Source organism: Sediminicola luteus (assembly GCF_002514735.1).
Lineage (GTDB): Bacteria > Bacteroidota > Bacteroidia > Flavobacteriales > Flavobacteriaceae > HQA918.
This window is the reverse complement of sequence record NZ_NBWU01000008.1, coordinates 115,673-132,839: the sequence shown is the minus strand read 5'-3', so window position 1 is coordinate 132,839 and position 17,167 is coordinate 115,673. Positions and strand designations below refer to the sequence as shown.

Annotated in this window: 11 protein-coding genes; 7 read left to right on the top strand and 4 right to left on the bottom strand. The window is 43.4% G+C overall.

Annotated features, from left to right (window positions below):
• Positions 1 to 12: 12 nt before the first annotated feature.
• On the bottom strand, positions 13 to 4,383 hold the full coding sequence (locus B7P33_RS18195) for a translocation/assembly module TamB domain-containing protein (RefSeq protein ID WP_245871838.1): 4,371 nt from the start codon (positions 4,381 to 4,383) through the stop codon (positions 13 to 15).
• Positions 4,384 to 4,537: 154 nt separating this feature from the next.
• On the opposite strand from B7P33_RS18195, the gene tsaD reads away from it, so the two are divergent.
• Both tsaD and B7P33_RS18185 read left to right on the top strand, forming a co-directional pair.
• Positions 4,538 to 5,566 carry a tRNA (adenosine(37)-N6)-threonylcarbamoyltransferase complex transferase subunit TsaD gene (tsaD, locus tag B7P33_RS18190; RefSeq protein ID WP_097443767.1) on the top strand — a complete coding sequence of 343 codons (1,029 nt, stop codon included), beginning with the start codon at positions 4,538 to 4,540 and terminating at the stop codon, positions 5,564 to 5,566.
• A 4-nt stretch (positions 5,567 to 5,570) separates the two neighbouring features.
• A complete protein-coding gene (locus B7P33_RS18185) occupies positions 5,571 to 6,278 on the top strand; it encodes a 16S rRNA (uracil(1498)-N(3))-methyltransferase (RefSeq protein ID WP_097443664.1) in 708 nt (235 codons plus the stop codon).
• Here the strand turns inward: B7P33_RS18185 and B7P33_RS18180 are convergent, their stop codons facing one another.
• On the bottom strand, positions 6,279 to 7,031 hold the full coding sequence (locus B7P33_RS18180) for a DUF1223 domain-containing protein (protein ID WP_097443663.1): 753 nt from the start codon (positions 7,029 to 7,031) through the stop codon (positions 6,279 to 6,281).
• Positions 7,032 to 7,051: 20 nt separating this feature from the next.
• Here B7P33_RS18180 and B7P33_RS18175 point away from each other — a divergent pair, with 20 nt between their 5' ends.
• The 3 genes from B7P33_RS18175 to B7P33_RS18165 are packed head-to-tail and all read left to right on the top strand — an operon-like array spanning position 7,052 to position 9,990.
• Entirely contained in the window at positions 7,052 to 7,699 is a 648-nt protein-coding gene (locus B7P33_RS18175; RefSeq protein ID WP_097443662.1) for a DUF4159 domain-containing protein, read from the top strand.
• 3 nt (positions 7,700 to 7,702) lie between these two features.
• Positions 7,703 to 8,803 (top strand): AI-2E family transporter, encoded by a 1,101-nt coding sequence (locus B7P33_RS18170; RefSeq protein ID WP_097443661.1) that lies wholly within the window; start codon positions 7,703 to 7,705, stop codon positions 8,801 to 8,803.
• Positions 8,804 to 8,808: 5 nt separating this feature from the next.
• The gene (locus B7P33_RS18165; protein WP_097443660.1) at positions 8,809 to 9,990 is read left to right on the top strand and encodes a THUMP-like domain-containing protein; all 1,182 of its coding nucleotides are present in this window, start codon (positions 8,809 to 8,811) and stop codon (positions 9,988 to 9,990) included.
• A gap of 2 nt (positions 9,991 to 9,992) precedes the next feature.
• Here B7P33_RS18165 and B7P33_RS18160 read toward each other — a convergent pair whose 3' ends face one another.
• Positions 9,993 to 11,126, bottom strand: a complete 1,134-nt coding sequence (locus tag B7P33_RS18160) for a phosphatidylinositol-specific phospholipase C1-like protein (protein WP_097443659.1) — start codon at positions 11,124 to 11,126, stop codon at positions 9,993 to 9,995.
• A gap of 20 nt (positions 11,127 to 11,146) precedes the next feature.
• On the bottom strand, positions 11,147 to 11,905 hold the full coding sequence (locus B7P33_RS18155; RefSeq protein ID WP_245871836.1) for a M15 family metallopeptidase: 759 nt from the start codon (positions 11,903 to 11,905) through the stop codon (positions 11,147 to 11,149).
• 404 nt (positions 11,906 to 12,309) lie between these two features.
• On the opposite strand from B7P33_RS18155, the gene B7P33_RS18150 reads away from it, so the two are divergent.
• A complete protein-coding gene (locus tag B7P33_RS18150) occupies positions 12,310 to 15,450 on the top strand; it encodes a SusC/RagA family TonB-linked outer membrane protein (protein WP_245871835.1) in 3,141 nt (1,046 codons plus the stop codon).
• Between the two features lie 5 nt (positions 15,451 to 15,455).
• On the top strand, positions 15,456 to 17,138 hold the full coding sequence (locus tag B7P33_RS18145) for a RagB/SusD family nutrient uptake outer membrane protein (RefSeq protein ID WP_097443657.1): 1,683 nt from the start codon (positions 15,456 to 15,458) through the stop codon (positions 17,136 to 17,138).
• Positions 17,139 to 17,167: the final 29 nt, after the last annotated feature.

Here is a 17,167-nt window from a genome sequence, read left to right as displayed (position 1 = left end):
ATTCAAAACAAACTAGTTATTTAAGGTCTTTTTCTTGGTCGAAATGCGGATCAAACTATCCTTCCCCATAATTTGTGGGGACTCTTGAGGCAAGGCACTTTTTTCCTGGGCCGGGTCTTCTTCTTTGCCCAAAATCTTCCGCATGAGCTCTTTGAATGTATTGAAATCTACTTCGTAAGACACCCCTACTCCCTGTACATAACCCTGTTGTTGACCTATGAATTGTAGGGTTTCGTCTTCACGATTGAAAATCTGGGCCCTTAGGGTACCGTCTTCGTTCAGTAACACCTCTACTTCGGCATCACCGGCCACCACGGTTTCGGTTACCCCCCCTACCGGCACTCCGAATTTACCATTGAACAAGACCTTGTCACTAATCTTGGTAGATACGTTTACCCCCAACCGATCTTCTTGGGGGCGATCGCTATTACGGTTTACATACCCCTGTTCGTAGGTAAGACCAAAACTGAAGTTATCAGAATCGTTATCCAACATTTGATTAAGCATTCCGGAAGCCGACTGAATCAAATTACCGGTAACGGCCTGTTGGTTAAAACCACTTTGTTCGTCTACGAAAGACCCTTGGGCCATTAAGAAAATGGCATTACGTTCGCGAACCGTGGGATCTTGCAAACGAAACAATAATTCAGACTCAATTATAGATCCCGCACCGGGAAATTCAATATCAAAAGCGATTTCGGGTTGCTCTAACTCACCTGTTAACCGAATAACCACATCGGTATCAATACGCCTACTATAAGAAGAGTTATCCAACAAGGGTGCCGGATTGGCCGTTAGTGAATATACTGCCTCTAAAAGTAAGTTTGCCGCCAAGGGATCTCGTTCCCAGTTAATAGTACCGCCAGGTTTTACCGAAAAGGTTTTATCTACCACAGCCCCTATCCTATGCCTATACGAGCCTTCTACCACCACATAAGACCCATACATATTAAATTTACCTTGGGTATCGATTTCCAACAAGAGTATACCTTCACCCCGCCCTTTCAAAGTGCTTTTGTTCTCTTGATCTACCACGATTTCAACCTCAGCCTCCGGAGTAACGTTTAAATCAAAAACCATCTCTAAATTATCGTACTCGTCTAATTGTCGGGAAGATTCCAGGGCAATGACCTCATTCTTATCTATAAAGTTTATAAAGGAATAATCCCCCACACTCTCTACATCGCTCAGGGGTATTTTTAACGAGGTACCGCGAGCGGTATTACCTTCTACATTGATTTTTAAGTTGTTAGGAGGCCCTGATATTCGACCGGTACCTTGTAAAAAAGCGGACCCATAATACAACTCTTCCTCATCGAATTCGGTATTCAACACCAATAAACGCCCTCCCCGTGTATCGATCCCTAAATCAAAGTTCCAATCACCAAAACCATCATGGGTAATGCTGCCATTTAAGTATCCGGTCGTAGAATACGCCCTATCCCGCAATCTTATATTATCGAAATTAAAGCTTTTGTCCATTAACGATATTTTGGAATAGGCCCCAAAATCATAATCCACATTTAAGTAAGGAATACCCAAACCGGCATTATTCAGGCTTAACACGCCATTGATATCGGGGTCGGCCAAATCGCCCGTGATACGGGCATTACCTTGGACCAAACCTCGCATATCTTCAAAAATATGGGACACTAGCGGGTTAAAGGGAGCTACATCGAAGTCATCGAAATTCATTAGCAGGTTCGCTTGTGGCATTTCGGTCCGGTTTTCTATATTACCAAACAAACTGAATTTGTCCCTCCCCTGCTGTTCCAACTGGGCATTGACCACAAAATCGGATAAATCTTTGTTACCTACCAGACCGATGGAAAAATCGCCCATAGGATAGTCATTGATCCCAAAATCGCCTATGAAAAGATTGGTAGAAGGTAGGTAGACCCCTTCTTTTTGAAGAATATTCAAGGACCCATCGACAACCCCGTCCAATTTCACCCCTTCAATATCGGGGGTAATCTTATCGAGGGTAACAATCTTAAACTTCAGTTGGATGTCCTTATAGGTAGTATCGGCCATTTTACCCCGAAGCTGTATCTCTTCTTTTTGATTGTTGTTCATGACCACTTCTTCTATGATCACACTGTCAAGGGCCGAGTTAAAAATCACCTTGTTTTTCTTGTTACCTTCTTTATTAAGTACCCAAGTATTCCCCTTAAATTGAATGTCGGACTTTTTAAGGCCTATTACCGAACGGTTATTAGCCTCAAACGTATGATAAAAGTTCAGGTTGAATTTATCTTTAGCTTTATCTCCTCCCTTAAACTCCGTTCTAAAAAACAGGGTATCGTTCAAAGTGGTATTAATAAGCTCAAAGTCTTTTAAGTCATAGTATTCATTATCTATCTTACCTACCCCGACGAAAGTATTGAACAAAGGCTGTTTGTTATCAATTCGGACATCTATGTTCTCTAGATGGTTACCCATATAATACACCTTCGAAGACTTAAAGTTCAACTTTACATCGCCTTCATCCGCCTTAATAGCTCCCCTTAACTCGGTTTCAGTTCCAAATTTCACCTTTGGAAAGAAAACGCCCAGAATCTTACTGTTGACCTTAAGGTTAAAATCTACAAATTGACCCGGCCTTATTTCATAGGGCTGATAGTTCGTATAAATACTACCAATGGAATTCTGTACCATTTGTCCCAATTCGCGAACCCGGAAGTTACCTTTTATATAGCCATTAAAAATATCTGGGGAGTTGATATCGATTACCCGTAAAGTATCTGACTCGAAAGTGGATGAGACCTGAAAATCTTCAAAATAATAGGTGTCGTTAGGATTTTTATAACTGGTTTTTTCGAAGGAAAGGGTCCCCACCATATTGTCTAAAGTACGACCGGTTACATCCATATCGATTACCCCTTTGAACTCCGATACCGTGTCTTTATTAAAGTTAAGTGCATAAAGGTTGGCATAATCTACATTCGCCCTGAAATTAAAATCGTTTCGTTCGGCGGTAAAGTCGGCCAGGCCGGAAAAATCGAATTTAAAGTTAGGATCGTTGGAGGTAAGCCTTCCATCAAACAATTGTTCTTTTAAGATTCCGGAAACATTGACCTCCTTATAATCGTACCCATTAAAACCGAAACTATAGATCTTACCAATAACCTCGGTATTCAAGGTCTCCCGTTCAAAACCTTCGCCTTCCACATTAATATCCATGGTGGCCTTACCTAAACTTTCATTGTCTAGAAAAGCCCCAAAATCAAAATCGATCAAAGACACAAAACCTTTATAATCGGCGTTTTTGGCATTGTCGTAATCGGTTATCTGTAGATCGGAATAGCCATGCCCAATGGCCGAACGCACATTAAGTTGTGCGTTTACTTCGGTTTCAGAAACTTTAGCTGGGCCACTTACCCGAAATGTCCCAAACTTTTCCAAGGCCGTGGGCAGGGAATTACCCAAAACCCGTGGCATTAGCCCCCGCAATTGATAGTACGAAGTGGTAATAGCCCTAACATCGGCATCCATAAAAAAGGGAGCGTCTTTGCTAAACAGATTATGAAAGGTAAAATCGCCACGCCCGCCGGTACGCCCGGTTTGCATAAACAATTTAGTACAACGTAATTCATTAAGGGTGCCGCTTAATTGTGAATTCACGAGCACCTCCTTACCTTGGCCAAACTCATTATAAAACGCATTGATATCATCTAGCGACACCTTAGAATCTTGAAAATGCCCTACCAGCTGAACCTTATCAAAAAATTCGACCAAGTCTTTTCGGTCGTAGGTGAAAATGATCTCGCCACTTAAATCGGATTTCCCAGTACTCAACCCAAAATCTTCAAAGCGCATTTGGGATTTGGTATAATGAAAATCGGCAGTTAGTTTTTCCACGACCACGCCTTGTTCGGTCATAAAGGCCAACTTATCTACCAAAATGTTCACATCGGGCCCAATAATCTCTAGGTTTTGCGTTTCCCCTTCCAATTCGGTAAAATCAAGAACTACTGGGGTCTCCAGATTATAATCAATCAGTCGGAACCTACCTTCGGAAATAAACACCCCATCGGATTTTAAAAGAAAAGGCGATTCGCCCGGTTTTCGGGGTTGGCCATCATCTAGCTTATCAACAAAAACATCGAGGTTGGTATCGGTTTCCCCTTCATAGGTAGTAAGGTTGAAAGTAAGACCTTCCAGACTTATGTCCTTAAACAATAAATCGCCATTGGCCAGATCTCGAATACTACTAATTGAGGTGGTAAGTCTATTGACATAAATCAAGGTGTCTTTATGATGATCTTCAATAAACACCTCCTTTAAGGAAGCATCCCAAAACAACAGTGAAAGATCGAGACGGTCTATTTGGATATTGGTATCGAAATCGGCATTAACCGTATCCATAACCTGCTTGGCCAAGTAGGTTTGAACAAATGGAAGCGACAGTATACCGGTACCCAACCCGAGAAGGATGAGTATGATCAAAATCGTCCTGACCGCTATTTTCTTGAATTTCCTGATCGCCCGTTATGTTTTATCTTTGCAACCTTTCAACTATTATTCCAAACCGGCAATGGAACCTGAAAAAGTATACATTTTGGCCATAGAGTCTTCTTGCGACGACACTTCAGCGGCAGTACTTTGCAACGACACCACATTGAGTAATGTAGTGGCCACGCAAAAAATACACGAGGAATACGGTGGGGTGGTTCCGGAACTGGCATCCCGGGCACACCAACAAAACATTGTTCCTGTGGTTCACAGCGCCCTGACCAAGGCAAATATCGACAAAAAAGATCTATCTGCCATAGCTTTTACGCGAGGCCCTGGACTTATGGGATCTCTTTTGGTGGGTACCTCTTTTGCCAAGTCATTATCTATGGGTTTGAACGTACCTTTGATTGAGGTAAACCATATGCAGGCCCATATATTATCGCACTTTATTAACGACCCCGATCAAGGCAAACCCGACTTTCCGTTTATTGCCATGACCATTAGTGGCGGGCATACCCAAATCGTTTTGGTAAAAGACCATTTCGATATGGAGATTTTAGGAGAAACCCTAGACGATGCCGTGGGTGAAGCCTTTGATAAAAGCGCCAAAATTTTAGGTTTACCTTATCCGGGTGGCCCCTTGGTAGATAAATACGCCCAAAGCGGTAACCCCAAAGCATTTCCTTTCCCAAAACCGAAAGTAACGGGCTGTAATTTCAGTTTTAGCGGACTTAAGACTAGCATCTTATACTTTGTGCAAAAAAACACGACCACAAATCCTGATTTTCTGAACGAGAACCGTGACGATATCTGTGCCTCTATACAACATACCATTGTGGGTATCCTAATGGACAAATTACGGATTGCGGTTAAGGAGACCGGTATTAAACGAGTTGCCATAGGTGGCGGGGTCTCGGCCAATTCGGGCATTCGAAAGGCCCTAAAGGAAGCAGAAACTACCGACGGATGGGAAACGTTTATACCCAAATTCGAATACTGTACCGATAATGCAGCCATGATCGGAATCGTGGGTTATCTAAAATACAAACAAGAACAGTATACAGGCTACGATATTAGCGCACAAGCCCGTTATTCGTTAGAATCGTAGTATTATGCAATTATTCTACGCACCCGACCTTATACCTGGGCAAAGCTTTTACGATTTCCCCCAGGACGAAGCCAAACATCTAGCCCGTGTATTGCGGAAAAAGGAGGGCGACCGTATTTTTTTGACCAATGGCCAAGGCATCTTGGCTGAGCTAGAAATTACGTTGGCCAGCCCTAAAAAATGTGAAGGCAGAATCGTATCGGTTGTTGAAAAACCAAAACCACAACTACATTTGCATTTGGCGGTGGCACCCACCAAAATGAACGACCGCTACGAATGGTTTTTGGAAAAGGCCACGGAAATCGGAATCCAAGAAATAACACCGATTATTTGCGAACGTTCCGAACGAAAAACCATTAAGCATGAACGCTATCAAAAAATAGTGGTCAGCGCCATGAAGCAGTCCTTACAATGCTATTTGCCCAAGTTAAATCCTGCAATGGCCTTAACCGATTTTCTGAATCCGGAAATACAAGGCGTTGGTTTCATAGCACACTGCGAAGAACAGGACAAAACCCACCTGAAACATCAACTGGATACAGAAACACAAATCACCTTATTGATTGGCCCAGAGGGCGATTTTTCGGAAAAAGAAATTGCCAAAGCTTTAGAGAAAGGCTACTTCCCAACAAGTTTGGGAGAAAATCGTCTTCGCACCGAAACCGCTGCCTTATACGCCTGCCAAACGGTTAATCTCCATTTTGAACCCTAATCAATCTAAGAAGGTTTGCCCTAACCCAATTGGGCTTCCTTCCCCGTTTTGAACGATGACCATAACACCAAGTTTTTCATTTAGGTATTTTGTCGGTATTTCAATATTCCCTACCATATTGTCTTGAATTACTTCCTCGGCCACCACTACATTATGGTTTTTTAATCTTCTGCTCCTGTTTTCACCAGCGGTAACCACCGTAACCGTTTCCGGAATAAACAATACCAATCTATAATAGGCATTATCTGGAAGATCGAATTCTGTACTAACCCCTATTTTGGCATTCGAAATTTTTCGAGCCACCACATCGAAAAGCTCAATTTTGCCAAAGGCCGATCGTTGTCGCATAACAGCTTTTACATGGGCCGTGCTTGAACCCACTAAATGCGCCTGGCCGTTTACCACCAATTCCGGTGTATAATTAGATTTCGCTTTAAATTTACGGTTGTAGTCCGTTTGCTTAGCCGTATACTCGACTTTTGCGTAAGGATCTTTCCAACCTATATAACCCCAATAATCTACATGATACGACAAGGCAAAAACCTCATAAGGATAGGTTTCGGACATTTCTTTCAACAACGCATCTGCTGGCGGGCAACTAGAACAACCCTGCGAGGTAAACAACTCCATTAATATAGGTCTCGGGGGGTTTACATCCGTATCCGATTGGGCCGTGACCCAAAAAGCCTGTGCATAGAACAACAGCAACACCCCACTCCATTTCCTTAACAAAGAATGCTTATTTTTGATCATAACAATTAGTTCGTAAAGCCATGCGCGTACTTACCGTAATTGCCGCCATTTGTCTTTTAGGCTTGGGTACAGCTCAGGCCCAACAACTGGCCGTACTCAAATACGGAGGCGGTGGCGATTGGTATTCGAACCCCACGGCCCTGCCCAACCTAATTCGTTTTTGTAATAGTCAATTGGGCACCCGAATAGCCGCCACGCCAGAAACCGTAGAAGTAGGAAGCAGCGACCTTTTTCAGTATCCGTATGTACATATGACCGGCCATGGAAATGTTTTCTTTACCCAAGAAGAGGCATCTAACCTACGCACCTATCTTTTGTCAGGTGGATTTTTACACATTGATGACAACTACGGTATGCGGCCTTATTTCGAAAAGGAACTCCCGAAAATTTTCCCCAATAAAAACTGGGAAGAACTTGGGGCCGACCATCCGATTTTCAAGGAAAAATTTGCTTTCCCCAACGGTTTACCCAAAATACACGAACACGACGGTAAACGACCCCAGGCTTTTGGCGTTTTTGATGAAGGTAGACTTTTACTATTATTCACCTTTGAAAGCGATTTGGGCGATGGCTGGGAAGATGCCGCCGTACATAACGACCCCGAAGAGGTGCGCACAAAGGCCCTTCAAATGGGCGCCAACATTATAAACTATGCGTTTAAAAACTAAACTATGACCACCAAAACCATTGCCAATGGCATTTTAAGGGCCGTTGCCATTATTGTGGGCATTGCCCTTTTACTCTACTTTCTCTATGCTGTTAGATCGGTAATCGCCTATTTGGCCATGGCCGGTGTTATTGCCCTTTTGGGTAGACCCATGGTCATATTCTTTAGAAAAAAACTAAAAATGCCGAATACCTTGGCCACGGTATTGGCCATGTTGGCCATGGTCGGGGTTTTAATCGGGCTTATTTCCATGTTTATTCCGCTGGTATCGGAACAAAGCCGGAACCTTTCCCTTTTGAACATCGATCAGCTTCAAAAAAGTTTCAACCAATTGTATAGCGAGATATTGACCTATTTCGATGCCTCACCTAGTGCGGTCAATCAGGTTTTGGAACCCAATACCATTAAGAAAGATATTTTGGAAGGACTAAACCTAGGGTTCATCCCCGACCTGTTGAACTCTTTGGTTGGCACAGTGGGTGATGTAAGTATTGGCCTGTTTTCGGTCTTGTTCATCTCCTTTTTCTTCCTAAAGGACAGCAAACTGCTGCAAAACGCCATACTTACCTTTGTCCCCAGCACCAAGGAAGGTGGTATGAAGCGCTCCATTGATAGCATCAATAACCTTTTGAGCCGTTATTTTGTAGGCATCTTGTTCCAACTGCTTATTCTATTCACCATTTATACCATTGCACTGCTCATCATCGGTATTGAAAACGCGGTGGTTATTGCCTTTTTATGTGCCCTTTTCAACATCATTCCGTATGTAGGGCCTATCATAGGGGCTGCGGTAATGGTATTTTTGACCATGACCAGCAATTTGGGACAAGATTTCAGTACGGTAATCTTACCCAAAACGGGCTATGTACTCATTGGGGTAATGATCGGTCAGTTGGTAGATAATTTCTTTTCACAACCTTTTATTTTTTCGAACAGTGTAAAATCGCATCCTTTGGAGATTTTTTTGGTGATCATTATTGCCGGATTGCTTTTCGGAATAACCGGGATGGTGGTAGCCGTACCAGGCTATACTGCGATTAAGGTGATCTTGAAGGAGTTTTTATCGGACAATAAAATCGTAAAATCGCTCACGAAAGACCTATAACCGTTTTGAACAGAGCCATACTGTCGGATGCCGTTCAAGCCTACCTTAAGGCCCATGCCACACAAGACCCTAGGTCTTTTGCCCTAAAGGCGTCTCCCTTTCCGGAGGTAACCGCCTCTGAATTGGCCCAACAACTGGCTTCACGACAAAAATGTAAGGATAAGCTACCTACCTGGCACAAGACGGAGGGTTTATATTATCCGCCTTCCCTTAACTTAGAGCAGACCTCCTCTGAAGTAACCGCCCAATACAAATCCAACTTGGTCTCCGGGAAACACTTGGTCGATATCACCGGTGGTTTCGGTATCGACGCCCATTATTTCTCACAGCAGATGGATCAAGTAACCCATTGCGAAAGAGATGCCCTTTTATCGGAAATGGCCCAACACAATGGGGCCATACTTGAACGGAACAATATAGAATTTAAAGCCCAAAATGGTCTCGATTGGCTGACGGAACAACAAAGCACACTGGATTGGATCTATGTAGACCCCTCACGGAGGAGCGATCGCAAGGGTAAAGTCTTTCTTTTGGAAGATTGCCAACCCGATGTTATCGAAAATCTCGAGTTGTTCTTTTTAAAATCGGATCACATTCTAATAAAAACCGCTCCGCTCCTCGATTTGGAACAGGGATTGAAAAGTTTGGCCCAGGTTAGTGAAATTCATATAGTAGCGATAAAAAACGAGGTCAAAGAATTGCTTTGGTCACTCGAAAAGGGGTACGCAGGCAACCCGAAGATCATAGCTGTAAACCTACTACCTGAAAAAGGCATGCAAAAAACACAAATACCTTGGGACGCCGAGGCTACCACCCAAAGCCTCTATTCCGTACCACAACAATATCTTTATGAACCCAACGCTTCCTTAATGAAATCGGGAGCTTTTAAATGGATAGGTGGGAATTTTGAGCTCAATAAATTAGCCCAACATAGTCATCTCTACACTTCCGATTCCTTAAAGATATTCCCCGGACGCCGATTTGAAATTGCGGGTAAATTCGAATACAACAAGGCGACTATGAAGACCCTAGGAATCGCCAAAGCCAACATTAGTACGCGTAATTTCCCATTGGATGTGGCAACACTTCGAAAAAAACACAAGATAAAAGATGGCGGACAACACTATCTATTTTTCACCCAAGACCAAACTGGCAAAAAATGGGTTTTGGTTTGCCAAAAAGCGTAAGATTACTCCACTAAAGCAGTTTCTGTTGACCCGTTTATAGGATTTACCCTAAACGTTTTGTTTTCGGAAAAAGACACCTTATACCCCGTTTTGAAGCGGGGATCTGGTTTATAATAATCGGTACTGATGATCTGGGCACCAGAGGCAAAAGCCGCTTCCATTTTAGTATAGTCACCCGTTCGGGCCTCTTCGGTATCGGCATCGGCTCGGGTTCGGATTAAATAACCTGCCTTTACCAATCGCTGAATCTCTTGTTGGTTGGCAATGGGGTCATCCTTGAAAATCACGGCGGCTTCATCGCTTCCCTCCGGGGCATTGATAAACAGCATACGGTTTTTTAAGGACGGATGTCCTTTGGCGTAACGTGTACCTATCCCATTTCCGCCCAGCATTATAAAAAGCACCCTGCCCTTACTCTCTTCTAAGGTAGGCCAGGCTCCCGCCAAAACAGCCTCGTTTAAAGTTGTATATGCCCCACGTACTGCATCGGGGGTAATAACCTTTTCACCAAATACTTGGGCAATTTCATTTTCCAAGGTCAAAAAGGCCGCATCATCGAATACCAAGGGTACCGTAAGATCGGGGCGGCCCGGCACTGCATCTTCCTTCGTATTGATCATTATTATGATGGGCAAATGATTGGGATGCGCTTCGGACCAAGTATTAATTTCTTTCAAGGCCAAACTAAAGGTAGGCACCGTTGATCTGTAATCGACATCTTGAACATGCAACAATTTAAATCCGGGTTTATCCATAACTAAGGTATCCAATTCGACAACGGGAATGCCTGCCGCCTTTTGCAACACGATACCATGCGGATGACTATACCTACCCCCTTCTGGATCGTACAAAATATCTAATTCTAATTTGCGCATTCCGGCATGGAGTTGATCTGTCAACTTTTCGTGCCCATAATCCAACGATTGGGCCAATGGGCCATCCAATTGCTTTATTTGTGCCATAACCGCGGCATCCATATGCATTTTATAACTGTTATGGGTACCAATAAGTTGAATTTGATTCAATTTCAGGGGAGGCTGGTTCTGTGTACAACCAAAAAAAACCAATAACACAAAAAGATGTAATCCCTTTGTTAATCTCTTTAGATAGACGGTTCGAAAAAAATAAGTACGCATTAGAGGCTGTTTTGTTTGGTTTATTTACAATTCCATTTAAAATTAGCCACGGGATCATTAGAAGCAGCACTAAGGTTATAATGCCACCATTCGGTTCGTATTGACCAAAACCCGTGTTTTTCCATAATAGCTTTCAAAAGTTTTCGATTCCCCAATATGGTATCGGAATGTTGGAGATAATCGTGATGGGCGGCTTTACCGAAAAAATCGAAATCGGTACCCATGGCAAGTTCTTTTCCGTTTTCATCAACTAAGGTAATATCGACGGCACCTCCTTTATTATGTATGGAACCCTTAACCGGATTGGCCACATATTGCGGATTGGGCATTATTTCCCACATTTTGTATTGTACGGCATTGGGGCGATAACAATCGAAGAATTTTATCCGATACCCCTTTTTCTTAAAAACCGCATTGGCCTCAATTAGGGCTTTGGCGGTCTTTACCCGGGTATAACACTCAGCACAATCATATACCTGGGCTTTTAGAAAATTATTAGTGGTAGCATAACGCATATCATATACAAATGAATCGTCATAATCGGCCAAGCGAATAAAGGTAGTATCGGCTAATTGGGATAAGGGAACTGGGTCCGGTTGCAGCTGTTCAGGCTGAAGCGGTTCTTCTTCAGCTACGGTACCCAATATTCGAATCGAATCCGACGAAGAACCCTTGATTTTATCAGCGGCAGGTTTCGGTTTACAGGAAACCATAACTATCAAGAAAACCGAAATAAATATGAGCCAGTTAAAGCGGCTACCTAAACAATATATATACATGACGGAAATTTAAGAAAAAACAAATACATACTGTTTGGTCGGTATATAAAAACTGGAACTTGAATTCACAACAAGGCAAAACCAAAAACAAAAATTGCCGTTTTTTATAGCATATTGATATTTATGTGCCGTTTTCAACGGATCTCCTATTCATAACTTCGCTTAACTGCCAATTAAAAGCTACAAACAACAATCTCAGATTATAATTCTCGCAATAAAACAGCAAAACCCTTAAAATATGTGTACCCCAAACACAATGATTGATCAATATTTCGTAATTCTTTGTTCAAATGTTAAAAAAACTAAAAGAAAAAAAATCATAGACCCTATTTTTATGACTTCCAAAATCAATTAACATGTAACTATCGATTACACAAAACAACACACAAACAACTCAAACATTTATGAAAAACTCTTTTAGATTACCTAGGCTTTCCTATGGCTTAGGGAAAAAGGTCTTGCGCTTTGGACAGACCTTTCTGATGATTTGTGGCCTTTTAATATCGCAACTTGGTTTTGCGACTACAGAAGGCAACTTTCAGTCGGCGGTATCAGGTACCGTTACTGATGCAGACGGTGTACCCTTACCAGGGGCCAGTGTAGTAGTAAAAGGTACTACTACAGGAGCACAAACCGATTTTGATGGTAATTATAGTATTACCGCCTCAAGCGATGCTACCTTAGTATTTAGCTATGTCGGATATGCCAGTAAAGAAATCGCTGTAAACGGACAAAGTACCATTAATGTGAGTTTAAGCGAAGACTTGAACGAACTGGACGAAGTAGTGGTATTGGGGTATTCTACCCAAACAAGGGGAGACCTAACGGGATCCGTTGCTTCAGTTGATGTTGGCGAAGCCACCAAAGTTCCTGTAGTAAGTGTTGGTGAAGCCCTTCAAGGACGTGTAACCGGTGTTACCGTAACCACACCAGGTCAGCCCGGTGATGCACCTGTTATCCGTGTCCGTGGGTATGGAACTACCAATGTTAACGGACCTTTGTTTATCATTGACGGGGTACAGACCCAAGATGCTTCGATTTTGAACAGTATCAACCCTGCCGATATAGACCAATATAACGTACTTAAAGATGGTGCTGCCGCCATATACGGTGCTCGTGCGGCTAACGGGGTTATTATCGTTACCACGAAAAGTGGAGGATATAATATGGAGAAAGCCACTTTGAGTGTGGACACCTATACCGGTTTTTCTAAAGTAGGCGATCTACCCGGCCTATTGACCGCCCAACAGCATGGCGATATGATCTTCCAGAGCCAGAGTAACTCCGGGGTTACCCCAGACCATCCACAATATGGTAATGGGTCCAATGCCGTTGTGCCTACCCAATTGCAGGGTGTACCCGTTGCGGCTACCGTACAACCGGGAGGTACCGATTGGTTGGATGAAATTTTCCGCACCGCGCCTACCCAAAGCATTAACGTGAGTCTACAAAACGGTACCGAATCCGGAAAATCATTTCTGTCACTTGGCTTCTTAAACCGCGATGGTGTTCAAGAATTCACGGGTTACAAACGTGGAATCGTTAGAGCCAATACCGAATTTAAAATCGGAAAACGTGTTAAAATTGGCGAGCATATGGGGGTTTCTTTCTCTGAGACCCGTGCAGGAAACCAAGTAGGTACCGCATTACGAACCAGCCCTTTGATTCCGGTTTATGACGATGCTGGTGCCTTTGCAGGTTCGTATACCGCGGCTGCAGGCTTGGGTAATACCGAAAACCCATACGCCATTCTATCTAGGGCCCAAGACAATTACAGAACCGAATTACGCGTATTCGGCGATGTATACGCCTCTGTTGACATTTTGGATGGCTTACAGTTCAAAACCAGTTTGGGTGTAGATGTAAAGGCCTTTGACGGACGTTTTTTCAACCCCAAAAACCCGGAACACTCCGAAGCACGATCTACGAACACCCTCACCGAGGAAGATTATAACCGCTACGAGTGGGTTTGGTCGAATACCTTGAGCTACAACAAAACCTTTGGTGACCACAATGTAAACGCCGTAGTGGGTGTTGAAGCCTTGGAAACACGTCAAAAAGGAAAGAACATTTCCCGTAACGACTATTTGTTCGAAGATCCTAACTTCTATTTATTATCGAATGGTACGGCACCACCTACCATTGGTTTTGCCTATGACAATTCTTCTTCTTTATATTCTATTTTCGGAACTGCCAATTATTCCTATAAATCACGCTACTTGTTTACGGCCACGGTTCGTAGGGATAAAACCTCTCGTTTTGCGGAAGGAAACCAAGTAGGGGTTTTCCCATCCTTCAGTGCCGGTTGGGTTGCCAGTGAAGAAGATTTCTTTAACGTTGACTTTATAAACCGTTTAAAAATCAAGGCTTCTTGGGGGCAATTGGGTAACCAAGAATTACCTGTGGCCAACCCATATCTAAATATATCCGAGATTAGTGAATCTGGAAGTTTTTATCCGTTCGACGGAGCAAGTCCAACAACAGGTGCCCAGTTAAGCGCCGTAGGTAACCCCGATATCAAATGGGAAACTTCTGAGACTAAGAACATTGGATTCGAAATGGATATGTTGGACAGCCGATTGAGCTTAGGTTTCGAATACTACCAAATCGACACCGAAGACCTTATCTCACAAGATAACAGTTTGATTAGTACAACGGCCATTGACGCAGCTGCTCCTTATGTAAATTTTGGATCTATGCGTAATAAAGGATTTGATCTAAGCATCGGCTATATTGACCAAACCGATTCTGGTTTCTCTTATGGGGTAACCGCGAACATTTCACACTATAAGAATGAAGTTACAGAATTGATCACAGATTTCTATACTGGTGATAGCTTTAGGCAAGGTGCCGTAACCCGTACCGAGGTAGGTCGCCCCATTTCATCTTTCTATGGTCGTGTGGTTGAAGGTATTTTCCAAAGCGATGCCGAGGTAAGTGCCCATGCTACCCAAGCCGGTGCCGCCCCGGGCCGTTTAAAGTATAAAGACGTGAACAACGATGGTGTGATCAATGATGAGGACAGGGATTATATAGGATCCCCTCACCCCGATTTCACGTATGGTCTTAACCTGACCGCCGGGTATAAGAACTTCGATCTTTCGGCTTTCTTTACCGGATCTTCGGGGAATGATATTTACTATCACCAAAGAATTTATACCGAATTTCCGACCTTTTTCAACCTGAACAGAACAACCGCCGTTTTGGATGCTTGGTCAACCAGCAATACGGGAGGAAGTGTACCTGCTTTATCTACCTCTGTAGTTAATGAAGAAACCAACCCGAATTCGTATTTTGTAGAGGACGGGTCTTATTTCCGATTGAAAAACCTCCAATTAGGTTATAATCTACCTAGCGAGATTACCGAAAAGATGGGAATGAGCAATTTTAGGGTATACCTACAGGGTACCAACTTGTTTACCATTACCGATTACTCCGGTATGGATCCTGAAGTTGGCGCACGAAATGCAAGGACCATCGGTGTAGATACCGGTACCTATCCGATTTCGAAAATCTATACGCTTGGTGTTAACCTTAAGTTCTAAAAAAAATGAAAAAGAAATTCTTATATACTTTCGTTCTTTTAGCAGCTGTATTTAGCTGTAGCGACGATTTTACCAAAATTTCGCCCATTGGGGCATTATCCGACGAGGCCTTGCAAAACGCCCAAGGAGTTGATTTGAAACTTACCGGTGCCTATGCCCGATTAGGGGGTACTGGGGGCTGGACCAGTTCTGGAGACAATTGGTGGTTCGATGCCATTTCTGACGATGCCCACAAAGGTAGTACCGATGGGGATCAGGCCAACCTTTTCGATATTGAAATGATGACTTGGACCACGGCCAATGGCTATTTCTTAGGCAAGTGGCAAGGCTTATATGCTGGGGTAAACCGTGCCAATGCGGTTATCGACCTGATCAGCCAAGTAGAAGGGGCCGATTTCACCAACCAATTGGCCCAGGCCAGGTTTTTACGTGGGCATTTTAACTTTGAGTTACAGCGCATTTTCGGAAACCCCGCCTATATTTCTGAAGAGAATTATGCGGCTACCGAATTTAACCAACCGAACCCTGGACCAATTTGGGATAAGATCGAGGCCGATTTTCAATTTGCCATCGACAACTTGCCAGCATCACAAGACTCCCCGGGTCGACCTACCTCTTGGGCCGCGAAAGCCTATATGGGTAAAGTAGCCTTGTACCAAGGGAAGCACGATGCCGCATTTGGATTCTTTAAAGATGTTATCGATAACGGGCCTTATGCCTTGATCGCCGAATATGGCGACAATTTCAGGTTGGCAGGCGATAACAGTAGCGAGACCATCTTTTCGATCCAGTTTGCAGCCGATAAAGGACAATCTTTTAATGGTAACTTAGGTGGAACTTTGAACTTCCCTGGTGGTGGACCCTTTAACTCTTGCTGTGGTTTTTACCAACCAACCCAAGATTTAGCGAACACCTTTCAGACCGATGCCTCAGGATTGCCGCTTCTAGACACTTATAACCAAGCTGATATCGCGAATGATGCAGGTATTGACAGTGACCAACCCTTCACCCCTCATGCCGGTAATCTTGATCCCCGTATCGATTTTACAGTAGGTCGTCGTGGTATAGATTATAACGGTTGGGGCACCATGGTAGGTAAAGACTGGATCCGTGCCGCCCATTCAGATATCTCAGGGCCATATCTTCCTAAAAAGAATGTATACTATGCCGGTGAAGATGGTAACCGTGGAACAGGTTCTTGGGGTCAACAGCGTTCCGGAATCAACTACCACATTATTCGTTATGCCGATGTATTGTTGATGGGTGCCGAAGCGGCTACAGAAAAATCGTCACCAGATTTGGCCGCTGCCCTTGACTATGTAAACCAAGTACGTAACCGGGCCAAAAGCAGTACTTATGTATTAAACGAGGCTGGAGACGCACCTGCCGCCAATTATGTAATTGAGCCTTATGCCTCGTTTGCCGACGCCGCATTTGCCCGTAAAGCCATCCGTTTCGAAAGACGTTTGGAATTAGGCATGGAAGGACACCGTTTCTTTGATCTTAGAAGATGGGGTAATGCCGGTGCCGTACTAGATGCTTATATCGTAAATGAAGCTAGGGCCTTATCACAAGCGAATTTCCCTGCTAAATACAAAGGATACAAATCGCATTATGACTTAATGCCCATTCCTTTGGATGCTATTGATTTAAGTGGAAATATATTAAATCAGAATACAGGATATTAAACCAAACTTTCAGCAGTTTGACAGGGTAT